The 24206-nt window shown below is 52.3% G+C and carries 20 protein-coding genes; 6 read left to right on the plus strand and 14 right to left on the minus strand.

The window, feature by feature from the left end:
• The 3 genes from JI741_RS18195 (at position 1) to JI741_RS18205 (ending at position 5368) form a co-directional block, all read left to right on the plus strand.
• Positions 1-819, plus strand: coding sequence for a hypothetical protein (locus JI741_RS18195; RefSeq protein ID WP_202012251.1), 819 nt, complete (start codon positions 1-3; stop codon positions 817-819).
• 201 nt (positions 820-1020) lie between these two features.
• The gene (locus JI741_RS18200; RefSeq protein ID WP_202012254.1) at positions 1021-1752 is read left to right on the plus strand and encodes a LytR/AlgR family response regulator transcription factor; all 732 of its coding nucleotides are present in this window, start codon (positions 1021-1023) and stop codon (positions 1750-1752) included.
• Positions 1753-1969: 217 nt separating this feature from the next.
• Positions 1970-5368: a TM0106 family RecB-like putative nuclease gene (locus JI741_RS18205; protein ID WP_202012256.1), complete on the plus strand. Its 3399-nt coding sequence runs from the start codon at positions 1970-1972 to the stop codon at positions 5366-5368.
• Positions 5369-5391: 23 nt separating this feature from the next.
• Here the strand turns inward: JI741_RS18205 and JI741_RS18210 are convergent, their stop codons facing one another.
• The 4 genes from JI741_RS18210 to JI741_RS18225 all read right to left on the minus strand — a co-directional run bounded on the left by JI741_RS18210 (position 5392) and on the right by JI741_RS18225 (position 9817).
• Entirely contained in the window at positions 5392-7896 is a 2505-nt protein-coding gene (locus tag JI741_RS18210) for a TonB-dependent receptor (protein ID WP_236676153.1), read from the minus strand.
• 163 nt (positions 7897-8059) lie between these two features.
• A complete protein-coding gene (locus JI741_RS18215; RefSeq protein ID WP_202012268.1) occupies positions 8060-8401 on the minus strand; it encodes a winged helix-turn-helix domain-containing protein in 342 nt (113 codons plus the stop codon).
• Positions 8402-8445: 44 nt separating this feature from the next.
• Positions 8446-9219, minus strand: a complete 774-nt coding sequence (locus JI741_RS18220) for a hypothetical protein (protein ID WP_202012270.1) — start codon at positions 9217-9219, stop codon at positions 8446-8448.
• Between the two features lie 67 nt (positions 9220-9286).
• Entirely contained in the window at positions 9287-9817 is a 531-nt protein-coding gene (locus JI741_RS18225) for a hypothetical protein (RefSeq protein ID WP_202012272.1), read from the minus strand.
• Between the two features lie 181 nt (positions 9818-9998).
• On the opposite strand from JI741_RS18225, the gene JI741_RS18230 reads away from it, so the two are divergent.
• Positions 9999-10736 carry a metallophosphoesterase family protein gene (locus JI741_RS18230; RefSeq protein WP_202012274.1) on the plus strand — a complete coding sequence of 246 codons (738 nt, stop codon included), beginning with the start codon at positions 9999-10001 and terminating at the stop codon, positions 10734-10736.
• Here JI741_RS18230 and JI741_RS18235 read toward each other — a convergent pair.
• The 3 genes from JI741_RS18235 to JI741_RS18245 are packed head-to-tail and all read right to left on the minus strand — an operon-like array spanning position 10733 to position 14429.
• Positions 10733-11578, minus strand: coding sequence for a fumarylacetoacetate hydrolase family protein (locus tag JI741_RS18235; protein ID WP_202012282.1), 846 nt, complete (start codon positions 11576-11578; stop codon positions 10733-10735). The genes JI741_RS18230 and JI741_RS18235 overlap by 4 nt on opposite strands.
• Before the next feature lie 15 nt (positions 11579-11593).
• Complete coding sequence (locus JI741_RS18240) at positions 11594-12817, minus strand: DUF6786 family protein (protein ID WP_202012284.1); 1224 nt, start codon at positions 12815-12817, stop codon at positions 11594-11596.
• Between the two features lie 28 nt (positions 12818-12845).
• Positions 12846-14429 carry an aldehyde dehydrogenase (NADP(+)) gene (locus JI741_RS18245; RefSeq protein ID WP_236676154.1) on the minus strand — a complete coding sequence of 528 codons (1584 nt, stop codon included), beginning with the start codon at positions 14427-14429 and terminating at the stop codon, positions 12846-12848.
• 231 nt (positions 14430-14660) lie between these two features.
• On the opposite strand from JI741_RS18245, the gene JI741_RS32855 reads away from it, so the two are divergent.
• Together JI741_RS32855 and JI741_RS18250 are read left to right on the plus strand one after the other, a co-directional pair.
• Positions 14661-14783, plus strand: a complete 123-nt coding sequence (locus JI741_RS32855) for a hypothetical protein (RefSeq protein WP_255534579.1) — start codon at positions 14661-14663, stop codon at positions 14781-14783.
• A gap of 598 nt (positions 14784-15381) precedes the next feature.
• Positions 15382-15960, plus strand: coding sequence for a hypothetical protein (locus JI741_RS18250; RefSeq protein ID WP_202012286.1), 579 nt, complete (start codon positions 15382-15384; stop codon positions 15958-15960).
• Positions 15961-15990: 30 nt separating this feature from the next.
• Here the strand turns inward: JI741_RS18250 and JI741_RS18255 are convergent, their stop codons facing one another.
• The 7 genes from JI741_RS18255 to JI741_RS18285 all read right to left on the minus strand — a co-directional run bounded on the left by JI741_RS18255 (position 15991) and on the right by JI741_RS18285 (position 24077).
• On the minus strand, positions 15991-17283 hold the full coding sequence (locus JI741_RS18255; RefSeq protein ID WP_202012289.1) for an MFS transporter: 1293 nt from the start codon (positions 17281-17283) through the stop codon (positions 15991-15993).
• A gap of 17 nt (positions 17284-17300) precedes the next feature.
• Positions 17301-18251 carry a hypothetical protein gene (locus JI741_RS18260; protein WP_202012291.1) on the minus strand — a complete coding sequence of 317 codons (951 nt, stop codon included), beginning with the start codon at positions 18249-18251 and terminating at the stop codon, positions 17301-17303.
• Between the two features lie 129 nt (positions 18252-18380).
• Positions 18381-19232, minus strand: a complete 852-nt coding sequence (locus tag JI741_RS18265) for a class I SAM-dependent methyltransferase (protein WP_202012293.1) — start codon at positions 19230-19232, stop codon at positions 18381-18383.
• Positions 19233-19235: 3 nt separating this feature from the next.
• A complete protein-coding gene (locus tag JI741_RS18270) occupies positions 19236-20963 on the minus strand; it encodes an FAD-binding protein (protein WP_202012295.1) in 1728 nt (575 codons plus the stop codon).
• A gap of 260 nt (positions 20964-21223) precedes the next feature.
• Positions 21224-21442 (minus strand): bacteriocin immunity protein, encoded by a 219-nt coding sequence (locus JI741_RS18275; RefSeq protein ID WP_202012297.1) that lies wholly within the window; start codon positions 21440-21442, stop codon positions 21224-21226.
• Positions 21443-21711: 269 nt separating this feature from the next.
• Positions 21712-22830, minus strand: a complete 1119-nt coding sequence (locus JI741_RS18280) for a TFIIB-type zinc ribbon-containing protein (protein WP_202012299.1) — start codon at positions 22828-22830, stop codon at positions 21712-21714.
• 137 nt (positions 22831-22967) lie between these two features.
• On the minus strand, positions 22968-24077 hold the full coding sequence (locus JI741_RS18285; protein WP_202012301.1) for an SPFH domain-containing protein: 1110 nt from the start codon (positions 24075-24077) through the stop codon (positions 22968-22970).
• Positions 24078-24206 lie beyond the last annotated feature (129 nt).

Raw genomic sequence — 24206 nt, forward strand, 5'->3', positions numbered from 1 at the left:
ATGCCCCATTGTTTCAACGCCAAGCCCTCTCTGGCCATCACGTTCCTCCTGCTCATCCTTATCCAGGCCTGTTCTTCCAAAAAGAACGAAGTCAAAGAAGAACAACTCCGTCTTCCCCAAACCAGCGCCGATTCCATCGCGGCCGATACCATTCAGGGAAATACACTGCGGGGCAACCTGGCCCTCAGCCAAATTGCCACAATCCCTACCAGCGTCATTCTCACGGGGCTTGACCAACACCGGCTTGTCACTATATATAAGGACAGACTCCCGGCTAATGCTTCGAAACGGTCGGACTATGATTATATGTATGGTTCCAAAACATACTACGACGACGACGGCAACAGCGAGCGCGAAGAACACTACATGCCGGGGCTTGATCTGCTTTATGGCTACAACCTGGTAAATGTTGCGCACTATGACCTGAAGACCGAACAACTCAACTATTTGTTCTCGCAGCCCGTGCTGGTGAAGTCGCTCTATTATCCTTCCTTCATCCAGGACTCGCTCTATGAAAAACCCATCACGCGAAACTACTACCTGGTTTCGGTCTACGACACCGACACCAACCTCGACACCCTCATTAACCGGAAAGATCTTCGCCGCTTCTTCTACTTCAATGCGGCAGCCACCGAAAAGGTTGCACTGCTGCCCGCCGACTACTCGGCCGTGCGGTCGCAATACGATCCTAAAAACGATGTGATGTATATTTTTGCAAAACACGATGCCGACCACGACGGCACCACAAAACGAACGGAACCACTTCACATATTCTGGGTTGACTTAAAAAGGCCACAGGTTGCCAAACGCCTGTATTGAGGTTCGCTCAACATAAGTTTATTTCGGGTTTGCCCGGTATCAAAAACTAATTTTCTCCAATACAACATTGCCGAGAACGTCTCGCCGTGGCCTGATCGCTTCGGCCATTCAACACCGCTAATAAAAATTCAGAAAAAATCAGACTGCAATTCAGTTGCAGTGTGGTGAATTAGTATTGCTAACATTCCAAACGCAAAAGTTATGTTAACAGCACTTCGCATTCTGGTCATTCATTCTTGGCCAGAAATCCATTGGGACATTGAAAACATTTTTAGAAGATATCCGGAGCTGACGTTTGTCGGCACCTGCAACACGTTGGCCGAAAGCAAAGTGGTGATCCATGCCACTCAGCCCGACGTGATTGTGTTGGCCCTCGACACCGAGGAGGACAATCGGGCGTTTGCGTATGTGCTGGAGTCACCCCGTCTGCAATTTGTCTTTCTTTCCGAAATCGAAAACGAGGGCGAGGGCGAAGAAGAGCCTTCACAAAACGAAGAGCAACCACCCCAAACCAAAGACGATTTTTTAAACGCGCTGGCGTTCACCATGGAAGATAATTTTCTTGACGACAACCTCGAAGAGGCCAGGGTATTCAAAAAAAATGTGATCATGAATCAGAACCGCATCGCCTTGCGCACAGCGGGTTTTGTGCAACTGATTGCCTTCGACGAAGTGCTCTACTTAGCCAGCGACAGCGGCTACACTACCTTCCATCTTACCGACGGCAAAAAACTGGTGAGCTCAAAGCCGTTGAAGGATTTTGACGATACGTTGCCCTTGTCTCACTTCGTGCGCACTCATCAATCGTATGTGGTGAACCATCACTATATCGATAAAATATTTAAGGAAAATTATATCCTCTTGAAAAACGGCATGGAAATTCCTGTGGCGGTTCGAAAAAAAACCGAGATCACCCGGCTTCTCGCCAAGTGAGCGTTTCCGAAACATGGCCCGCGGCAACTCCCGCCCTAAGCCATACATTTTGAAAAGTTTTTTTCACTTCTGACCCAAGCCTTTTTATTTTCCATCAAATCAATCTATCCATTCCAGTTCTCTTTTTCGCTGGAAAATTTATTTCCTACCTTTCCAGAAGCGACTCAACCCCGGTTGTGTGGCGAACTGGTCTTTCATTTTTTTACCGTTTCAAAACATGCGCATTCATTCAGGCACGCTATACCTCGCCGCTACCGACCTTTCAAACTACCTGGGCTGCATGCACCTTTCGCAGCTTGACCTGGCTGTGGCCAAAAAGGAAATGGAAAAGCCCGACTGGTTTGACCCCGCCCTGGCCATTTTGGCACAACGCGGCGAACAACACGAGCTGGCCTATGTGGAACATCTGAAGCAAAAAGGATTGCAGGTGGTGAACCTCAAAAACAAACCCGTGGCTGACACACTCGATGCTATGGCGCGCGGCGAAGACGTGATCGTGCAAGCTACACTCAGCGATGGCCAGTGGACCGGCAACGCCGACATTCTGATGAAAGTGCCCGGCACCAGCCGCTTTGGAAACTGGCGCTATGAGGTGCAGGACACCAAGCTTTCGCAACACACGCGCGCCGGAACCATCCTCCAACTGTGCCTCTACACCGACTTGCTGGGCCGACTGCAGGAGAGCACACCGTGGCAAATGTATGTTGTGAAACCGGGCAACAATTTTGAGCCGGAAAAATTTCTCTACACCGACTTTCGCGCCTACTATACGTTGATCCGCAAAAGCTTTGAACACTTCATGAGCAATCCGGCGCGGACCATCTATCCCAACCCTGTTGAACATTGCCAGGTGTGTCGCTGGTGGAAACACTGCGATGCGCGACGACATGCCGACGACCATTTGTCGCTGGTGGCCGGCATACGCACGGCGCATCGCGAAGAGCTGGAACGCCAACACATTGGCACGCTGGCCCAGTATGCCACCGAACCCGATGCCCTTCGCGAGAAACCCCAGCGCGGCAACCGCGACTCGTATGCATCGTTGCACGAGCAGGCCAAGATTCAGTTTGAAAGTCGTATAAAAAACAAACTGGTCTATAAACTCCTTGCACCCGAACCGGGTCGCGGCTTCTTCCGCCTGCCTGCACCAGACAACGGCGATATTTATTTTGACATTGAAGGCGATCCGTTCTTTGACACCACAGGTCTTGAATATCTGTTGGGCTTTTCCTATCGCGATGAAAACGGTGCCCTTGTCTATCGTGCGCTGCATGGACACGATGCTGCCGCCGAGAAAAAGATCTTCGAACAATTTATCGACTTTGTGATGGCGCGCTGGCAACGACACCCCAACGCCTATATCTATCACTATGGTCTTTACGAACCCGGTGCCGTGAAGCGTCTTGCCGGACGGCACAGCACACGCACCGATGAAGTGGACAGTCTCTTGCGTGCCGAACGTTTCATAGACCTGCACCTGGTGATCCGCGAAAGCCTGAAAGCCGGAGTGGAACACTATTCTCTAAAAGATCTGGAACAATTCACGCCCTATGAACGCCAGATACCGCTACCCGAAGCAGGCACAGCACGAAGGGCACTGGAACGTTTTCTGGAACTGCGCGAAGTGGACACGTTGCCACCGGAAATTTTGCAACGCGTAGAAACCTATAACGAAGACGACTGCCGCGCCACCGCCGCCCTGCACACCTGGGTGGAAGAACGCCGCACAGAATTGATAAACACCGGCGCCATGCTAACGCGTCCGGAAAACAAAACCGGCGAAGCCAGCGACAACGTGAAAGATCAACAGACGCGCGCGCTGGCCTTGTTTAAAGGCTTAACGGCAAAGCTACCCGCCGATCGTGAAACATGGACACCGGTGGACAAAGGCAAGTGGCTGCTGGCTCATCTTGTGGACTACTTCCGCCGCGAAGACAAAAGCGCGTGGTGGGAATATTTTCGCGTGCACGAACTGGGACACGATGCGTTGCTGGAAGAACGAAAAGCCATTACCGGTCTGGACTACATCGGGCCGGTGCTGCTCATGAGCGGCAAAGCAAAAATCCCCGTGCATCGCTACAGCTATCCTCCACAGGAAGTGGCCTTCGATGTGGACGATGAGTTGCACGAAGTGAAAGGTGCAAAAGTCGGCAGTGTTCACGCGATTGACCTCACGGACTACACCATCGACATCAAGAAAACCGGCAAGACCATCGACATCCATCCTTACGCCGTGCACGTGCTGGAACGCATCGACCCCAGCACACTCGCGAATTCGCTGATGGACCTTGCCAACGACATCATCGAAGATGGTCTCGACAACGAATGGCCTCATCGCGCTGCCAAACATTTGCTGCTCAAGAAAAAGCCACGCTTCCTCACGTCCACAGAAGGTTCGTTGCTGCAACCCGGCGAAGATGCGGGCGAAGGCGCTTTGCGTTTGGCACGGGCGCTCGACAAAAGTGTGCTGGCCATTCAGGGCCCGCCAGGCACGGGCAAAACACACACCGGCGCGTCCATGATTGTGGCGTTGCTGGGCGCTGGAAAAAAAGTCGGCGTCACGGCTGTGGGCCACAAGGTTATCCGAAACCTGTTGGAGAAAGTGATTGCTATGGCCGCCGAACAAAACATCGTGTTGCGCTGTGTGCACAAGGTGACGGAGAAAAGTGAAACGCCACTTCCCGGTATCAAAGAAGTGACCAAACCCGAAGAAGCATTGGCCGCCCTAAACCAAGGCACGCTGGTGGGCGGAACAGCATGGCTGTGGGCCGACAAAAAAGCCATCGGCACGCTAGACTATTTATTTGTTGACGAAGCCGGACAAATGTCGCTCTCGCAGGTATTAGCCGCCACGCGGGCCACAAACAACCTCATTCTGCTGGGCGACCCACAACAGCTCGAGCAACCACAGCGCGGCGCGCATCCCGAAGGCAGCGATGTGGCAGCCCTCACCTATTTACTTGATGGCCACAAGACGATGCCCGACGACCGTGGCATTTTTCTTGGCGTTACCCGAAGGCTTCATCCCAACCTTTGCGCGTTCACGTCGGAGCTTTTTTATGAAAGTCGTCTGCAGCCGTTTGCCGGATTGGAGCATCAGCAAATAAAAAGCTCAACACCCTTTCACGGTGGAGGATTATTCTTTATGCCCGTGTTGCACAGCGGATGCCAGAACCATTCGCACGAAGAAGTGGAAGCCGTAGCAAACATCGTGCACCAACTCACCCAAACAAACGCAACGTGGGTCGACGCAGACGGCGAAGAACATCCGCTCACTGCCGAAGACATTCTCATTGTCGCTCCCTATAACGCACAAGTCGGCGCCCTGCGCGAAAAACTCAGTGGGCTAAAAATTGGAACGGTCGATAAATTTCAGGGACAACAAGCGCCTGTGGTGATTTATTCCATGACAAGTTCGTCGCCGGAAGATGCGCCACGAGGCATGAGCTTCTTGTATAATCCAAATCGTTTGAACGTGGCAACGAGTCGGGCGAAGTGCATTTGTATTCTGGTGGCGTCGCCAAAGTTGATGGAGCCCGATTGTCGCACCGTGGATCAGATGAAATGGGCGAATGCGTTGTGCCGGTATGGGGAGATGGCGACGTGGGTGCGGTGAGGAAATTTTTGTTCACCAGCTCCCTAAAGCTGAACCGTTATCGAAGTGTAATACAAACCTCCAATAGACGGGCCGCCGAGAAATGAATTGTAGTAGCGGTTGAAAAGATTTGAGCCCCCAATTTTCAACAGCACCTTGCTCCACTGATAGCTCACTTGCGCGTCCACCGTTTGATAGGCCGGCACATCGCCGTTCACGAGGAACGATTGCCAGTAGTATGAACTTTGCCACCGGTAGGTGACCATGAAGCCGACATGTCCAAAAAACTTGTCGTTGCCTAAGGAAACGTTGGTAATCCATTGAGGTGTGTTGAAGCCGTCTTCAAGACCGTCGTTGCTGGTTTTGCGTTGCAGCCTGGAGTAGGTGGCGTTGCCGATAATTTTGAAATTGGCGGGCATGCGATAGACTAGGCCCAGCGAAGAGCCATAGTTGTAGGTGACGGTGTGCGAGTTGGTCCACATGCGATAACGGTCTTGCTTTTGTTTGTCTACCAGGTAGAAGGCGATGGAGTCGGGGTTTGTTGTTTGGGGAATGTTCATTTCCACCTGGGCTATAAACTGATCGTAGCGGTTATAATAAAAATCAATGTCCCACGACAACACGCCGCGCAACAATTGACCACGATATCCAAACTCGAGCGACCGGATATGTTCGGGCTCCATATAAGTATAGTCGTTCTTCGCCAACAGGTTTTGGTTTTTCACGATGGCTTCATTCCTGGTGAGGCTGTTGGTGTTTACGCCAGTGTTCACGGCCGCCTGGAATGCGTCGATGGACGCGCGCTTATAGGCCGTTTCAAAAATTCCGCTCGACATCACGGGCAATCCTCCCACGCGTGTCACACCGCCGCTGTTCACGTTCGAGAAAGCTTCGAACACACTGGGGAAACGGTAGCCGTTCTGATACGAAAAACGAAAGGCATGTTCCTCCACCGGCGCGAACACGGCAGTGAAACGCGGGTTCCACTTCAGTGCATAATATTCGTTCTTGTCGGCGCGCAACGTGGCGCCCAGCTTTAGTTTGCCTGAAAAGAAATTGCGCGTGAGCTGCACAAATGCTCCCGACCTACCGTAGGTGATGTTCTTGTCCGTCTCTTTTGGATTGACAAAATAATTTCCATCGGGCACAATAATGTAGGTTCGATGATCGAAGCCCACCAGCATGTCGATTCCGGAAGCGGTGCGAAAGGATTGAAGCAGTTGTTTGGTGAGATTAACCTGGCCTTCGGCGTGCACCATGCGCGACTGCACGCGAAGGGCCGCGCCATAATCCCAATTGTTGATGTCGCCAAGTTGTGCAATCAGGTTTTGAAAGTCGGGTGTGCCGGGTTGAGGTCTTCCGGCATCGGCAGCATCGCGCGCCGTGTGGTGCGCCGTGGCCACGGTTTCGCCATTGGTGACGGCGGCTTTGTAGGCGTTGGTGTAGTCGCTATACCACACATCGTCTTTCTTGAAACTCTTGTCTATGTTTTCCGACATCGAGCGTGCGTTATACGACTTGCCCGTGTTTTCAAGATTCACGTATGCGCGAATCACCACCGACGGACTCTGAAAGGTGAGGCCATGTTGTTGCAAGCGATAGTCGTCCAGCCGAAACCGGTTGGCGCGTTGATACACATTGTCGAGGTTGGCGATGCGACAGGTGTAGCTGATGCGCATGTCGGGCGTGATGGCATAGGCAATAGACGCGTCGGCCTTTGCGTTCCGGATGCCATAGTCCACCACATCCCTTTCGTCGTAGCCGGTTCGTGCCACCACATAGTTTTTTCCATTCAGCGAAAGCGTGCGCCGGTTCGATGATTCGTTGCCATAGGCATTCACCGGATCGCGCGCAGGGTTGTCGGCGCCGGTCAGGCCCGTGCTGCTGTTGGCGTTGGGATTCAGGTCGGTGTGATCGTTGGCTACCCAGTCGGTGCCGCGCAAAAATGTGGCGTTCACTTTAAACGCAAATCGCGAATGAAACACGTGGGCCCAACGCAAGCTTGTTTCGGTGAAAGGTTTTGTTCCGAAGTCACTTGCCACGCGGTTGAATCCTATCTTCTGTTGCACACTGAACCCCTTGTTCTTGAAAGGATCTTTTGTGATGAAGTTTGCCAGTCCATTGATGGCGTTCATGCCATACAAAGCCGACGCTGCACCCGGTATGATCTCCACGCTCTCGATGTCGAGGTCGTTGGGGCCAAGCGCGTTTGCGATGGGCGCGCCCAGGTGTGGCGCCTGGTTGTCCATGCCGTCTACCAGCTGCACAAAGCGCACGTTGGTGGTGTTGGCAAAGCCGCGGGTGTTGATCACCTTAAACCCCATGCTGGGTGTTATCATTTGCACGCCCTTTGTGTTTTCGAGCGCATCGAAAAATGAAATTGCCGGCGATCGTTTAAAGTCTGCTGCCGTCACCTTCTCGATAGTGACAGGTGATGCGGCGATACGCTCTTCGAGGCGCGAAGCGGTCACCACCACATCCTGCAAGCGCGTAACCTTTGTGGTATCTTCAACTTGCTGCGCCACGGCGGGCACTGTGAGGCCGAGCATGCTGTACAAACAAAAAAAGTGTACACGTCTTATCATGTTTCGATATATACGAGTGAATATATCGAAAGATACAAAAGGGATACGGGTCCATAAAATGCTTTTAACAAACGAGACAGAAAATCGTCGGCACCCCACAAACAACACGTGGGCACGGCCCAAAAGATCAGATCAGTTTCAACAACGCTTCATTCCTGGCCACGAGGGCCTGTAGTTTATCATCAAGCTTCCGGTAGGCAGCCACCACAGCTTTGGCCGTGGCTGTTACTTCGGCACCACCGCCCTTTTCGCCGCCCTTGCGCGCTACTACGTAGGGCTTCTGTCCGAGGGCATTCATTTCTTCCACCATATCCCAGGCTTTTTTATAGGACATGCCCATGGCTTTGGCCGCTTTGGCAATGGAACCGGTGGTTTCAATGTGGCTCAACAGTTCGGCGCGGCCCGGGCCAAAAAATTTCTCGCCGTCAATGTCTATCCAGCAACGTACGCGGAATGTTTTTTTCTTCATGTGCCTATATAATTATAGAGTGAACGCCAACACGGCAAAACGCCCTAGTGGTTTAGTGGCTTCAGGTTTTCTATCACCTTGTCGTAGATTTTTTTTACCTGTGCATCGCCAAAGCCATACACGCCTTCGCGCAAGGTAAACTCTTTGAACACGGTTTTAAAATCGCGCGAAGTTTTCTGGACGATCTCGCGGATCACGCGTTCAGGCCGACCCAGTTTGTCCTTGTGCGGGAAGCGATCGATGTGGGCATGGCAAACTTCCTGCAAGTAGGGGAAGCACATGGACTGATAGATCGACAATTCATGGAGGCGCTGCAGATCGCCTTGTTTGTAGGCCATCCACAGTCCTTCGGCAAGATGCAGATCGCGCGACGAAAAGACCACACGCTCTTCATAGGCCGCCAACAATTGTTCTGATGTGGCTGCCCCAAATTCCTGCCAGATGTGACGTCGCTCCAGAAATGAAGGATAGACCACAGCAATCTCATGTTCGCCTTCGAGGTGCGACAACAACGAAAGCACAAACCACATGTTGGTGCGACAAAACAGATCGTAGCCAAACCACAGGTTGAACACGGAGCCGTTGGGCGCGCTCATCAACTTTTCAAATTCATGCACAACATTGGAATAATAATGTATACGCTCTTCGTTGAATTCGTCTTCCACAAAACGGGCGCGGTTCTCCAGAAATTCTTCCACCGTGTCTCCCTCCAGATTTCCATCGACCATACATTCGCGGGCGATAACAACCTCTCCGGCCAGACCCGTGGCACTGAAACGCTGGGCGAGGGCGTCGCCATTTAATACATGATACACCATAGGTTATCGCTTGCTCTTTTCGCTCATGGCCAAAGCCTTGAGGTATTTACATGCTAAAAATCGCAAATTACTTTCTAAGATTAATACGATTTCTTTGGCCAAAGTAAGATCCTGAAAAAAACAAAAGCTCCTCCACGTATGAAGAAGCTCTTGTCGCCTGAAGTAAACCATGCTTTAAGGAACCAGTGTGTACTCTTCTGTCAATTCGCCCAATTGAATTTTCAGGGTCTGCCCCTGCAAACTCACTTGCCAGTGAGCACCGTTTTCCAACGTAATAAAATAAGTTGGGGTCGGGTCCGGCCTGCGTGCTGTCGGTGGTGTAGGGAACATTTTTATAGTCCGTTCCCCCTACCACGCCGGTGAACAACGAGCCCGTGAATTCAATTTTCTTGTGCATGGTTTCCGAAGCATACTCACATCCCGGAGCAAACCCGCCGCATGTGGACTTCCAGTTCCATTGGCCCACGGGCGTGGCGTCGGCTTCGCTTAGCGTCGTAAGCGATTTGTTGCGTTCGCCTTCCGCTTGCGTGGTGGCTTCTTCCTTGCAACCAAAGAATGCAGCCTGCGCGGCTATCAAGATGACGATGTTGATTTTCATAAGTATGGTGTTTGCTCTTTTGACACGAATAGGTCGCACGAAGTTGTAACGATCAACCCCGCCAAATGCAAATCCACCGGGTTTGGGTGATGCGTTTTTTATTCGACAAGGCACACTGATTTTATAAACCTTTACAAATGCCTAGTTTAGCAACGCTTTACCAAAAACACGCTAAACAAAAATGGCACCACACTCACGCACCCTGGTGATCGGCGACATACACGGCGCACTGAAAGCCCTGCAGCAGCTGCTGGCCAAGGCCGAAGTGACAAGCGATGACACCCTGATTTTTCTCGGCGACTATGTTGACGGCTGGAGCGAGTCGGCCGGAGTGATCGACTTCCTCATGGATCTGGAACAACAACAACCTTGCATTTTTCTGAAAGGCAATCACGACGAGTGGACCGAATCGTGGCTCACCACAGATCGACTGCCCGTCGGCTGGCACGACCACGGTGGCAAGGCAACCTTTGCAAGCTACAGTCGCCACGATGCAAAGGCCTGCGCACAGCACATTGATTTTTTTAGTCGCCTGCGCTATTATTTTGTGGATGCTCAAAATAGGTTGTTCGTTCACGCAGGGTTCACCTCGCCGCACGGACCACAGTCCGAATACCTGGAGTCGAATCTCATTTGGGAGCGGACGTTGTGGGAGATGACCGTGGCCATGGACCGGAATCTGACCAAAGATTCGCTGCGCTTTCCAAAACGGCTCAAGTTGTTTCATGAAATTTATATAGGCCACACGCCCACCACAAACTATCACGAAACAAAACCCATGAACATCTATAACGTGTGGAATGTCGACACTGGCGCAGCCTTCAAAGGTCCCCTCACCCTGCTCGACATCAACACCAAACAGTTCTGGCAAAGCGATCCTGTGCACACATTGTATCCCGACGAGAAGGGAAGGAACTAGCCCACCAATCCCACTGTGTTGGTCAATGTTCCAATACCTTCGATAGTAATGGTCACTTCATCGCCCTTTTGCAACGTGAAGTCCGAACCCGGCACAATGCCCGTGCCCGTCATGAGGTAGCAGCCCACGGGAAACGAACAGGCTTTGTATAAATATTCGGCAAGCTCGCTGAGGCCCCGCTTCATGCGATTCAGTTGAATCGATTGTGCAAACATTTCCTTTTTATCGCGGGTGATGGTGATGCTGATTTTTGTTTCAAGCGATATGGGTTCGGCCGGAACATACAGGCAGGGACCAAGCGCCGTGCTGTTGTCATACACTTTTGCCTGAGGCAAGTATAACGGGTTTTCGCCTTCGATGCTGCGCGAGCTCATGTCGTTGCCCACCGTGTAGCCTTGAATTTCGCCATAGGCATTGATGAAGAGCGTGAGTTCAGGCTCCGGCACGTCCCACGATGAATCTTTGCGGATGTTCACCGTGTGACCATGACCCACCACGCGAAGGGGCGTGGCTTTGAAAAATATTTCCGGGCGAGCCGCATCATACACCAGCTGATAAAAATCAGCACCTCCCGATTCCTTCGACTCTTCCATGCGGGCATCGCGGCTTCGCAGATAGGTAACGCCGGCCGCCCACACTTCCTGGTTGCCAATGGGTGGCAACAGGTTATGCGTCAAGAACACGTCGAGGTTTTCGTTGAACGTGGCCGCCGAACCGATGCGCTCTTGCAGGTGTGGATACAGGTAGCGTTGGTTCACCAGCGAATCCCATTCTTCCTGAAGTCTATAAACTTTTCCGTCGTGTTGAACGAGAATGCCTTGTTTGGTTTTGTAGAGGTGCATGCGTGAGGTTGTTTTTTAGTTGTTCAAGTTGTCAAGATCGATGCCGAGCACACGCCGCGCGAGGGCGCGCATGAGTTTATAATCACCTTGCAGGTGACACGTCATTTGTTTGTAGGTTAAGGTTTCGCCTTTGGCCAGCTCGGCCGCTACTGACGAAGACTCCAATTCATAGAACGGTCCCAGTTGGGAGCCGTCGGGCTGCGGGCCGTCGTTGTAGGCGTTCACCACGTCACCCGCGTAGGGGTGTTCCTGATTTTTCCACGTAGAGTTCACATAGGGCGCATCGGCCGTCACGGAAAAATGAATGAGCGTCAACACATTGTTCCGGAAGTCGTAGCTGGCGGCCATCGGTTTGGCCACGCGCGGCGACAGTCCGATTTTACTCCGGTGTTTTCCATCACAACGGAAATACAAAACACTGTCTGAAACCACCAGACGCCCCGGCGGTATTGCTCCAAAATAATCGTCGGTTATGCCCGCACGGCTGTCGGGTCCCGGATGAAACGGAATGATCACCATGGTTTCGGGCGAAGGTGTCATCATGCCCAGCAGCCAGATGGAAAGCAGACCCGTTTGTTTTTGCCACGGTGCATCGCCCAGGTTCTGAATTTTATTTTCCGTTTCATAGCCCACCACCGCGATGCTGTCGGAGAGCGCGGCGTTCAGCCGTTCGCCAATCATGTTCCGGTCCAGCAATGCGATGTTGCGCGCAATGCCCACCCGAAACTCCGTGCCCTGATAGTTGGTGAGCGTGGCTTTGGATGTGAACGATGCCTGGGTGGGCGACGACAACGACACGGCATAGGCTTCGGTGTCGATCACGGCCGGCACTTGCCAATGTGGCAACGTGAACGGATCGCCCTTTTTGAAATAGAGTGCATACTGCCCGCCTTCAGGGCCCAGCCAAAATCGTTCTTCGCCTCCCACGGGGTTGAACTGTGCTTTCTTTTCGGCAGCGGCAATCAGATCATAGTTGATCCATCCAAAGCTAACACCCGAGTCGCCTTTGGCGGTGCTGGTCATCACACGACCCTGATAGTCGGCCGATAAAAGAATTTTTGCTTCGCGGCTTTCGTCGGCCAGCTCAATAACATTTTGTGTATGCTTTCGCAGAAACTCCGCGTCGTGGGCGTAGGTGCCGGGTGCGGCTGGAGCTTTGTCTTCCACTTTTTGTTCGGTGTTGCGCGAAGGACCGCAGGCAAGGCACGCCACTAGCGGCAGAAATAGAATACGGTGCATGGTGCTATTCAGATTTTGCATGATGGGTTCAGGCGCGCAAAGGTCCTTGCTCATAGTTTCCGTTCACCATGCGCCACAAGTTCAGGGGATTCTCGTCGTGCAAGGCTTGGGGCAACAGGTGTTTGGGGAAATTTTGATAGCAAAGCGGACGGGTGAAACGATAGATGGCGTTGGTGCCCACCGACGTGTATTTGCTGTTGGAGGTGGCGGGATACGGTCCGCCGTGCATCATGGCGTGTGTAACTTCCACACCGGTAGGAACGCCGTTGCAGATGAGGCGCCCGCCTTTTGTTTCCAGCACACGGAAGATGTCCTGGAAGTTCACAAAGTCTTCGGCGGTGCCCCAGACCGAAAGGGTCAGTTGTCCGTGAAGCTGGCGAATGGCGTTCAACAATTCTTCTTTCGATTCGGCCACGATGTGAATGCTGGACGGGCCAAACACTTCCTCCTGCAACGACACATCCTTCAGAAATGCCGACACCGTTGTCTTAAAGGTGTTGGGAATGCCGCTGCGTTTCTTTTCCGTGGCAACTCCGGTGGCCAGGTGTTGAACGTCTTTTTTATTTTCCAATGCTTTCACACCGGTGGCATACGATGCCGAGATGGCGTCTGTCAACATGCCGTCGGCCGGTGTGGCCGCGATGGTGGCGGCATAGGTTTGCAAAAATGATGTTGTGTCGTTTGAATCTTGCGCCAGAAACACTCCGGGGTTGGTGCAAAACTGTCCGGTGCCCAACGTGTTGCTCGCTGCCAATGTTTTGGCAAGGTCTGTTCCTTTCTCCGCCAGTATGCCGGGGAGTATGATCACGGGGTTTACACTTCCCATCTCCGCATAAACAGGGATGGGCTCTTCACGCTGGGATGCCGCGTTGAAAAGTGCGCGTCCGCCTTTGAGCGATCCGGTGAAGCCGATGGCGCTCACCAACGGATGCGTCACCAGGCTCACGCCGCTTTCGTGGCCGGCGCCTTGCAACAAGGCGAACACACCTTCGGGCATACCCGTTTCGCGCGCGGCACGAATCACGGCGAGTCCCGTCATCTCCGATGTTGCCGGATGTCCGGGATGTGCTTTATAAACAACGGTGCAGCCCGAAGCCAGGGCCGACGCGGTGTCGCCGCCCGCAACAGAGAACGCAAATGGAAAATTGCTGGCACCAAAAACACCCACCACCCCAAGCGGCACCTGCAGTTGACGGATGTCGGCCTTCGGCAATGGTTGACGATTGGGTTGGGCCGGATCAATCATGGCGCGCACCCACGATCCCTCGCGCACAAGCGACGCAAAAAGTTTTAGCTGGTTCACGGTACGTGTGATCTCGCCATCGAGGCGCGCCGCCGGAAGACCCGTCTCCAGTTGTGCGGTCTCCACCAATGAAGCGCGGACTAACGCTAGTTCATCGGCAATGCGTTCGAGGAAGGTGGCGCGCGTGGCGCCGTTCAGCTGGCGGTAGTGTTCGAATGCTTTCGCCGCCAACGCCGCTGCGGCATGCACATCGGCGGGCGTTGCGTCTATAAATTTCACATCGGTTGCCGCAGGCGAGGCAAATGTGGTGTGGCCTGTAGCCGTTGCGGCATATCCGATGAGTTGTTTGCCGGTGAAGGTCATAAGCATGTGGTCGGGTTGTGTAAAGAGGTGATGAATTTATGATAAATGCTCCATTATGATGCTATCGACGGGTCTTTAATTTATGAATGGCATGCTCAACACGGTGGTTCACAAGCCCGTCGAAGTGCAGAGAACATTACATGGATTTTGTAATACAGCTTTCCTGCTTTATATTCGCACTGAAGTTCATCAGTTGGATGAACGGATTTTTTGTTTCACTTAAAAAACTAAAACGCTATGGCAAAAACAGCGAAGAAGTCTGCTAAGAAAGCAGCAAAGAAGACTGCAAAGAAAGCAGCAAAGAAAACTGCTAAGAAAGCAGCAAAGAAAACTGCTAAAAAAGCAGCGAAGAAGAAATAATCCGATAGCTGGAAAAAAGGCTGCCCCTAAACGGGCAGCCTTTTTTGTTTTATAGCCCCCCATCAAATGCGCTCTCCCCTTATGTAGCAATGCTTTTCAGCGTTTGCCTCCTTCATCACACACGTCATGCGTCACACCAAATTCCGGTATAGCTTTCGATCGGAAAACAATTCACATTTTGCTTCCCACAAGCTTCATACTCCACGTCTACGTCAGCAGCTGAGTATTCCTTGTCATCTGATGTTAATCGCCAGTAGCGTTGACCCTGCTGTCGGCATATGCTTGGGATTGTGTGGAGTCATGCATGTTGGGTTTGGGATGTGGCGCGCAAAGACCGTTGTCGCCCGTTTGTCGTCGCCTGATTTCATTGCAGATCTTACTTTTTCTTACTTCTGTCGTCACACACAGACCCTTTTTGTGAAAAAAATTTTTCAATCCGGAGCCGATCGGGCTCCTTTCGGCGTGTCCACCGGGCTTTACACACCATCCAAAAGCAAAACATGCGCAAGCGGCGAACAACATTTTGGTTTTCGCGGCGTCATCACCCGGTCCGGGCAACATTGTTTTTTCTTTTACCGGAATGAAACTATATTGAGACATGACAAAAGCTGTCCTCATAATTGTGTTGTCGTGTCTTAGCTTCGCGTTTGTGAAAGAACGGGGACCGGTGCGATTTTTCTTGCCCGGCGAGTCGAATATCTATCCCGACAGCTTCGCGATCTACTGGACGTGCCCCAACAAAGCCTGGGTCGAAACCCATGGACAGCCTGAAGTGCACATCCGGTTCATGAATATTTATGGCGACGAGCTTTTTCGGACCCCCACGGTGAAAGATTCCATCGTTACTTTTCCCTTCAACCATTTCAACGAACGCACGCTCATCGTTTCGTCTACCACGGCCACACCTAAAACGTCGGACTATGACTCTTATGGCCTTCGCATTCTCACGAAACGGCCGGCCATCGAAGAAATGAAAGTGGTGCTGTCGTTCGACCCCAGCGTGGCCAACTATCGGAACCTGGCCCGCGTCTACGAAAAGGAACGTTGTTTTGTGAACGCCATTTTTCTCTACCGCCAAATGATCAAGATGGACCCCGAGGCCATCCGCGACTGGCAGGCGTTTAAGGAACGCAATCAGAAAAAGTTTTCACGCCCCGAAGCACCGATCAAAAAATAGCCGACAGACTTTCGCGACGCGCCCAGCCTTTCATTTTTTTTCCGGGCGGGGCAGCGCTGTGGTGAGCAAGGCCGCCAAACCCATCGCGAAGAACACAATCATGGCCAGCGAACTGTTGCGCATACTGCCCGTTACCTGCTCAATCAGTCCATACGACAGCGTGCCCAACACGATGGCCAGCTTTTCGGAAACATCATATAAACTGAAATACGACGCGGTGTCTTTCGCTTCCGCGGGAATGAGCTTCGAATAGGTGGAGCGCGAAATGGCTTGTGTTCCGCCCAGCACGAGGCCAAGGAAACCCGCCATCACAAAAAATTGCAGTTCCGATGTGAGGTAAAACGCCGAGATGCAAATGAGCATCCAGATCACCAGCATGATGGCCAGCGCAAGTTTATTTCCTTTCCGCGCCGCCACAAACGCAAACAGCTGCGAGCCGGCAATGGCCACCACCTGCAACAACAGCACCGTGATGATCAGTTTTTCGCCCGGCAACCCGATGATCGACTCTCCAAAAAGCGGCGCCAGCAAGATCACCGTCTGCACCCCCATGCTATAAAAGAAAAAGGCCAGCAGAAAACGCGCCGTGGCCCGGTGTGATCTGATTTCGGCAATCACATCCCGCAGTTCGTGAAAGCCTTTCGTGATCACCTGCACATTCAAAGCATGCGAGGTTGGTCTGTCTTTCAAAAAATAGAACGCAAACTGCGCAAAGCCCGCCCACCAGATGGCCACCAACAGAAACGAAAAACGCGTGGCCGTCAATTTGCCATCAAATCCAAAGGTGTCGTAGTTCATGATCATGGCCAGGCTCACCACCAGCAACACCACGCTGCCCATGTAGCCCCACGAAAACCCACGGGCACTCACCCGGTCTACCTGGTCGGGCGTGGTGATCTCGGGAAGAAACGAATTGTAGAACACCAGCGCCCCCGCATACCCCACACTGGCCAGCACGGAACAGCCAATGCCTTGCACAATGTTGTCTCCGTGAAAAAAGAATAGCCCCAGGCACGCCGTGGCGCCCAGGTAGGTGAACGTTTGCATGAACACTTTCTTGCGACCGCTATAGTCGGCAATGCCCGACAGCAAGGGCGAGAGCAACACAATGATGAGAAACGAAAAAGAGATGGCGAAGCTATAGAGCACCGTGTTCTTCACCGGCCACCCGAGAAAGTTCACCACCTCGCTGCCAAACGCGGCCCGTGTCACTTCACTGTAGTAGACCGGAAACAGCGTGGTGGTGATCGTGAGGTTATACACGCTGTTGGCCCAGTCGTAGGAACACCATGCGTTGATGACACGGCGATTATTTTTTTCCACGCCTGCTCAGATAAAGGTCAGAAGTCATAGATGTGTTCGAGTGTGATGCCTGCCTTGTCGTTTTCGCGAAGCACCACGGCCAGGTTGTTTATGGGAATGAGCAACGCCACGCGCTTCAAGTCGGGTTGCGTCAGAATGGTTTGTGTGAACAGCACCGTGGTGCTGCCGGTGTGTTGCCACGATTGAGGCACCAGATACGTCACCAATATGGTGTCGGTGTTACCGGCGATCTCCGTGAAGTCTGCTCCTCCGCGTGCCAACTGTAGCGCCGCGTCATTGAAGGCATCGTAGCGCGGCAACAACAAAAGCGCCGACCCATCGGGTGCCACGCTGACCTGGGTTGACTGCACGCCTGCGGGAATTTTTGTTACCCCCACCGATGTCACCAGCAACGGTTCTTCATAGGAAGCCTTCGTGGCCTTTTTTATAATCCAGCCATAGGCCGTCTTGCCCGCATAGTCCATCGACAGAATGAAACGACGCTCCCATTTGCGGATCATGTTTTTTCCGGTGGCGGGATTTTCTTTCCACAGTCCCTTGAGGCGGGCCGCAAAATCAAATTCATACCACGGCGTCACCTTGATGAAGTCAACATACTCGCGGGCCACTTTGCCGGCATAGTGATCTTCTTCTGTGAAGGTGTTGGAGGCTGTGAGATACGAAAGCTTGCCGATCGTTTTTTCATAGCATGCGCGGAGGGTATACTCCACCGTGGTGCTGCTGCCAATCACCATCACCATCACGTGATAGCCGAAGTTGAAAGGATATTTTTCTTTTGTGGCACCGTAAACGGCCCGGTAGCCTTTCCAAAACTGGCCGATGTGACCAAAGAATGGGAACGCATGCGCGGGATGTTGTTTTGTGAACGTGGCAAATTCTTCGGGACTGAACACCAGAAACCACTCGGGATAGGTGAGAAACGTTTGCTCCGGCGGCCGCCGGTGTTCCATCGGACTTTTAATTTCCATGGCAGAGGATGATTGCACGTTTGGTTCTTCTTCGCTTGTAAAAAAAAGGATTCCAATGCTTATCAGCACACTAACCAGGGTGAGCGGTAACAGTTTTGGAACCATGATTTTATTTTTAAATGCTCGTCGTTATTTTTTGATGAACGCCATCAATGTGTTCAGCGACGGGTCTTTGTGTTGCAGAATGCGCTTGCCGCTGTCGGCAAAACCGTGTTGCTGCAAAAAGTCGCTCCAGCCTTCGGCCGATTTAAATTTTTTGTAGTCGGCATGCTCCACCGCCCACGAAATGTCGGTGCCCACATTAAACACGGTGTGCACCAGCGACACAAACGTGCTCATCTGGTCGGTCTTCACGTCGTGGTCGCGCAAAATGAAGAGACCGCCTTTGCGCAGCACGCGGTGGATGGAGTCCACAAAGCCGTCGAGCACGTCGGGTGTGCAATGGTGCAGGCCGATGTAGCACGTCACCATGTCGAGGCTTTCGTCTTTTATTTCGGATGGCGGAATGGGACGATAGTTCTCCAGCTTCACAAACTTTCCGATCTTGAAAAGTCCGCCGCGTTCCATAATGTCGTCAAGCGAATTGCTGGCGGGCAGGTCGTGGATGAGGTAGATGGGTTGGCTCACCTTCACGTGTTTTTTCAGCTGACTGATGTACCGGCCTGTCGATCCGATTTCGGCATAGCCGTTCAGCGTCCGCTTGTCGCCCATGAGCTCGAGCGTTTGGCGGGCCATTTCTTTTTTCTGCTTCTTTAGTGCGGGCAGCGCATAAGTGAGCGGCGCGTGGAAGGGTTTGATGCCCGGCAGTTTTTCGTAGATGTATTTATAGATGGCCTCGTCGTTGTCGTGTTTGTTCACAGCTTCCTGGATGAGGTCGTGAAATTTGTATTCAGGATAGAGGTGGAAAACATTTTCCAGGAACAGGAAGAACGAGTCTTTCCATTGGGGCTGCGAATAGATGGCGTGAAATTCGGAAGTCATGGTTCAGTTGGATTCTGAGGTTTGATTCAAAGTCGGTGCGTAATATTTATCCCACAACACATTCCGCAGGCGGAAGTCGGGATCGAGTTTTTGCTTCAGGGCAAACAATTCTTTTGCGCGGGGATAGGCCGAATGAAATTGTTCGGGGGTGGCGTGAGGCTGATAGGGCAGGTAGTAGGTGCCGTCGCAGCGCAACACGGCGTCAATCAGCTCGCGTGTCCATTGGCCCACGGCATGGCGGGCTTCGATGTGCACATGCTGCTTGTAGTAGAGCACAAAGGCAAACATTTCCTTTCTCGCCCAGGCCAGATACGTTCCCGGGTCGGGCAGCGCATGACGCACCGAGATATTGATCACGTTCACCTTGTGCTTGCGCAGCACGGCCGCCATCAACGGCAAAAAGTCGTCGAAGCGATCGATGGGCACAAAATATTCCTGCAACACATAGGTGCTGTGCTGGCGCGACGAAGGTTCAAGCTCGGCCACATCATAGCCGGCTTCGTAGTTTCGCCAATGCACTTTTTTTGCACGATAGAGCAACGGCTCCACAATAAACTCGCGACGCCACTTGCCCGTGAGTGTTTCGGTGAAGGCCCAATAGAAATAGCGGTGCACCGGATACGAGCGCTGCAGCGGCATGAGCCTATAGGGACTTGAGGCCGGCGCGTCTGTCTTGCTCCACGTCACGGCACGCAGGCGCGTGTAGTGCGGCGGATAAATGTCGGCATTGTGAAAAACGGCGTCTTTGCTGTTGCGTATGTGTTGCTTGAAGTAGGGCAGATATTCTTCGCGTTTCAGTTTAATGGCCGAGCGTTCCACACGAATGTTTTCAGTGAGCTCCAGCTCTGCCTCCACAATGATGGCGAGCGCGCCATAGCCACCCACCACGCCATAAAAAATTTCCTTGTTCACAGTCGGCGAAGCTTCCACCAATATGCCGTCGGGCATCACCACACGTATGAAACGCACCGATAACACAAGCGGGCCCAGCCCCATGTAGCGGCCATGCGAGTTCACACTCAGCGACCCGCCCACCGTGAAGTTGGCATAGGTCTGCATGATCTTTACCGAAAGATTCTGATTGTCGACCGTGCGTTGAATGTCGCACCAGCGCACGCCGGCCTGCACGTGTATGCGTTTCTCCAGCGCGTTGAACGCGATGATCTTGTTGAGCTTGCGCATGTCGAGATGCGTGCTGTCGGGACTCGACACCTGCCCACCCATGCTGAAGCGACCACCACCGATAGACAATGGTCCCTTTGTTTTCTTCACAATGTCGCACACTTCTTCAACGCTCTCGGGCGTGAGCACTTCCTTCACCTGCACCACATTGATCTGCGTCACGTCGTTGATGGTGTTGGGCGTGGGTTCGGGACGCACGGTGGCATAGTCCAGATTTTCGGCGTCGGGCGATTGTCCAAAGCGGTTGTTACCCGCCATTCCTTTGCGCAGCGTCAGTTCAAGAAACACCCAGATGGGTCCCACCAGCGGAATCAACAGTAGCAGCAAATGTTTTGGCGCTTTGCCCAGGTCGTGATAGCGCTTCACCGATAGGGCAAACACCATCCACAACAACAAGGCAATGAGAATGACTACGCCCGCGTCGCCCAGAAATTTTTCAAGAAAAAAAGTGAGGTTAAAGAAAGCCGTCCACACAAAAACAAGGCTGAGAAAAAACGTTGCCCGGCCAATGCGGCCTTGAAAAGCAAGGAAAAGGGATGCTAAACTCATTGCGTGTGAGTAACGTAGAATTTAAATATAGAGTAAAAGAATCTAGATTTTATTTTTTGGATCACTTTTTAGAAACCGCCTTTGCCACGACCACTTCGGTCAATCCCCTATCGCAGGGACAAAACGATGGTGAATCGCTATGGGGAGACCTTCTTTCAAAAAAGTATACGCATATGAAGACCAACCTTTAGATTTGGAACATCAAAAGTTGTTGGCAAATGCTTTCTAAAAGAAAAGAGGAGGGAACGTTTGGGGAAGCGTTATTCAGGCCGATAGGCCAAGGCTTTGTCCACAATTTGTTCGGGGGTGAGGCCGTCGTATTCTTCGGCAAAAAAATAGTCGCTGGCGTTGGGGTCGGGCACACTCTTCAGGAAAAGTTCGATCAACTCATCGTCTTCTTCTTCCGTTTCGGTATCGGCGCTGATAATTTTCTTGGCTATCTCAATCAGGTCTTCCCTGTTCAGTTTTTTCGCTTCCATAGTGGTATTTGTAAGTGAACACGCGTTTTCACGCAAATGTTATAACCGCGACACAATATCCTGTTTTTTACCGAACACCCTGCTACCGACGGTATCTATGTGCGAAAATAGTTTTTTCAATCAAAAGATTTCCCAACCCACAGCGGTTTTCTTCCCCGGCAACGTCAAAAAAACTGTTCCACCTGGGAATAGCTTCCCTCCCGCTCAAAAAATCCCCGAAAGCGTGATGCCTGCTTCTTTTGCACACAAACCCTAGAAAAAACCACGCATCAACTGTTCCCAAACATGCTATACAGCACAACGGCCAGCAACAATCCGCCAATCACAGCCAACGCAATTTTCACAGCGCTATACGGCCGCTCGCCCTGCACTTCGCCCGTGCGGGCATTCACCAGAAACTGGTAGACTTTGTTGTTGTAGCGATAGGCGCTGATCCACACCGGCAACAAAATGTGTTTGAATGTCGGTTGATGATAGGTCGTGTTTGTGTAGTGCACCATCTGGCGGTCGCCACCAATGTCGCGGCAAATAGTGCTGTGTATTTCGGGCTCCATTCGCTTCTTGGCTTCGTCATAGCCGCGGCGCACATCCACCGCATAGGTCTCGGTGCGAAAACCGCTGAGATATTTATCGTTGTAGGCCATCAGGTTGTTCAGGTCCCACGGCTCCAGCGAACGAAGCTTGCCCTGGTTCAGCGACTGCGTGGCCTCAATCAGCAAATCGTCAAACACATTGTTCACGTTGCCCGACGCCGGATACCAGCGTGTCTTTGTCACCTGCCGTGTACGCGTCACCGTCTTGCCGTTCTCTTCGGTTTGATACGACTCGGTCACGTAATAGTCTTCGCCGCGTTGGCCGGTGTAGCTTGTGTCGGTATCGCAGTCAAACGTCCAGTAGGGCAAGTACATGCCGTTCAGCTTATCGGCGCTGTCGGCGTAGTGTTTCAGGTCGTTGGGCGCAAACCACAATTTGCTGAGCCAGCCTTTAAAACTGTCGGTTGCTTTTTTGATGTCGATGCCAAACGGCAACACATACTGCGGCTTGTGCAAGGTCGACGTGGTGCCGCTCTTCACCACCAGCGTGGCCGCACAAAACGGACATTTGTCGGAGCTGATGTGCGGGTCGAGTGTGGACGTGGCGCCGCAGCTCTCGCATTTCACGGTAGCCACTTCCATTTTTTCTTCGTGCTCAAAGTTGCGCGCCAGAAAATCGTCGAGGCTGATCTCCTCCACTTCGCCGCGGGTTTCGGGCTGCGCAATTTCATTTTGTGCGCCGCAGTATTCGCACGCCAGGTTAAGCGTGCCCGGTTTAAATTTCAACACGGCCCCACAGCCCGAGCAGGCCAGCTCGTTGTTCACCGCCTTGGTGGCTTCCGTAAAATCACTCATTCTATTTTTTTGCTTTTGCCTTGCGGCGTCAAATGCTGTTTGCGTGTTGCTGCTCCAAAATTTTTCCCTTCATCATTTTTCGCAAAATGATTTCGCGCATGGTGGCCTCGCGCGCTATGTTTTTTTCTGATTATTATCTATTGAGGAAGTGGTGGCGGACCCGCGCCAAACAACGACGTGAGGTCGGCGGCGTCCGAAGCTTTTGTCCAGGCGGCCATGCCTTGTTTCCACACCAGCGTGTCGCGCGTCAATGTGCCTTGCTGTGTCATTTGTTGCAGCGCGGCAAGCGCGAAGGGCCCTTGTTGTTGCCCGTTCACCGCCACAAAATATTGAACCTGTCCTCCCGGCAACGGCGGTGGTCCTTGGGGTGCGTTGTTGTTGTTTTGATTTTGTTGATTAAACATTTGTCCCATCTGTTGCGCCATGGCAAAGCCCATGCCCATGCCAATGCCCGAGCTGGCGTCGCCTCCCGGATTTTTTGCTGCAGCCTCCATCGCGTTGGCCGCCTGAAACTGCGCATACTGACTGAGGTTGCCCAGAATGCCCATGCTGCTCCGCTTGTCGAGCGCCTGCTCTACTTCGGTGGGCAACGAAATGTTTTCAACCAGAAACTTGGTGATTTGCAAACCATATTCACCAAACTCCGGATTCACTTTGTTCGAAATGAAGGTGGACAGCTCGTCGTAGTTGGCCGCGAGGTCCAGCACCGGAATTTTGCTTTCGCCAATGGCGTCGGTGAAGCGCGTCACCACCAGGTTGCGCAGTTGTTCCGTCACTTCGTCGGTGGTGAAGTGGGCTTGTGTGCCGGCTATTTCCTTGATAAATTTTCCGGCGTCTGTAATTTTTATGGCATAGGTTCCAAAGGCTCGGAGGCGAATGGGTCCGAACTCCGCATCGCGCAACATGATGGGATTTTTTGTGCCCCACTTGTTGTCGGTGAAGTTTTTGGTGTTCACAAAATAGATGTCAACCTTGAAGGGACTGTTGAAGCCATACTTCCAGCCACGCAGCGTGGTGAGGATCGGCATGTTTTGGGTGGTCAGCTCGTGGCGGCCCGGCGAGAACACATCGGCGATTTGCCCTTCGTTCACAAACACAGCCACCTGGCTCTCGCGCACAGTGAGCTGTGCGCCGGTTTTGATCTCGTCCTGATAGCGCGGAAAGCGCCACACCATAGTGTTGGTGCTGTCGTCTTTCCACTCAATAATATCAATGAGTTCGTTTTTAAGTTTGTCCCAAAGCCCCATAGTCGTTTTGTTTTTTTGTTTGGACTGAAAAGGTAGAGAAAAAAGCGAAGGTCCAAAAGCGACGCGGCCCTAATTTGAAATCACAACAGGAAACTTAACCTTTGCAAGCCGTTTCCATGAAGGTTTGAA

Origin of the sequence: Chryseolinea lacunae (assembly GCF_016735595.1) — a bacterium.
GTDB lineage: Bacteria > Bacteroidota > Bacteroidia > Cytophagales > Cyclobacteriaceae > Chryseolinea > Chryseolinea lacunae.

What these genes read in the sequence shown, in the direction of transcription:
- JI741_RS18195 (WP_202012251.1), top strand. Translation starts at nt 1, where the DNA reads ATGCCCCATTGTTTCAACGCCAAGCCCTCTCTGGCCATCACGTTCCTC.
- JI741_RS18200 (WP_202012254.1), top strand. Translation starts at nt 1,021, where the DNA reads ATGTTAACAGCACTTCGCATTCTGGTCATTCATTCTTGGCCAGAAATC.
- JI741_RS18205 (WP_202012256.1), top strand. Translation starts at nt 1,970, where the DNA reads ATGCGCATTCATTCAGGCACGCTATACCTCGCCGCTACCGACCTTTCA.
- JI741_RS18210 (WP_236676153.1), bottom strand. Translation starts at nt 7,896, where the DNA reads ATGCTCGGCCTCACAGTGCCCGCCGTGGCGCAGCAAGTTGAAGATACC.
- JI741_RS18215 (WP_202012268.1), bottom strand. Translation starts at nt 8,401, where the DNA reads ATGAAGAAAAAAACATTCCGCGTACGTTGCTGGATAGACATTGACGGC.
- JI741_RS18220 (WP_202012270.1), bottom strand. Translation starts at nt 9,219, where the DNA reads ATGGTGTATCATGTATTAAATGGCGACGCCCTCGCCCAGCGTTTCAGT.
- JI741_RS18225 (WP_202012272.1), bottom strand. Translation starts at nt 9,817, where the DNA reads ATGAAAATCAACATCGTCATCTTGATAGCCGCGCAGGCTGCATTCTTT.
- JI741_RS18230 (WP_202012274.1), top strand. Translation starts at nt 9,999, where the DNA reads ATGGCACCACACTCACGCACCCTGGTGATCGGCGACATACACGGCGCA.
- JI741_RS18235 (WP_202012282.1), bottom strand. Translation starts at nt 11,578, where the DNA reads ATGCACCTCTACAAAACCAAACAAGGCATTCTCGTTCAACACGACGGA.
- JI741_RS18240 (WP_202012284.1), bottom strand. Translation starts at nt 12,817, where the DNA reads ATGCACCGTATTCTATTTCTGCCGCTAGTGGCGTGCCTTGCCTGCGGT.
- JI741_RS18245 (WP_236676154.1), bottom strand. Translation starts at nt 14,429, where the DNA reads ATGCTTATGACCTTCACCGGCAAACAACTCATCGGATATGCCGCAACG.
- JI741_RS32855 (WP_255534579.1), top strand. Translation starts at nt 14,661, where the DNA reads ATGGCAAAAACAGCGAAGAAGTCTGCTAAGAAAGCAGCAAAGAAGACT.
- JI741_RS18250 (WP_202012286.1), top strand. Translation starts at nt 15,382, where the DNA reads ATGACAAAAGCTGTCCTCATAATTGTGTTGTCGTGTCTTAGCTTCGCG.
- JI741_RS18260 (WP_202012291.1), bottom strand. Translation starts at nt 18,251, where the DNA reads ATGGAAATTAAAAGTCCGATGGAACACCGGCGGCCGCCGGAGCAAACG.
- JI741_RS18265 (WP_202012293.1), bottom strand. Translation starts at nt 19,232, where the DNA reads ATGACTTCCGAATTTCACGCCATCTATTCGCAGCCCCAATGGAAAGAC.
- JI741_RS18270 (WP_202012295.1), bottom strand. Translation starts at nt 20,963, where the DNA reads ATGAGTTTAGCATCCCTTTTCCTTGCTTTTCAAGGCCGCATTGGCCGG.
- JI741_RS18275 (WP_202012297.1), bottom strand. Translation starts at nt 21,442, where the DNA reads ATGGAAGCGAAAAAACTGAACAGGGAAGACCTGATTGAGATAGCCAAG.
- JI741_RS18280 (WP_202012299.1), bottom strand. Translation starts at nt 22,830, where the DNA reads ATGAGTGATTTTACGGAAGCCACCAAGGCGGTGAACAACGAGCTGGCC.
- JI741_RS18285 (WP_202012301.1), bottom strand. Translation starts at nt 24,077, where the DNA reads ATGGGGCTTTGGGACAAACTTAAAAACGAACTCATTGATATTATTGAG.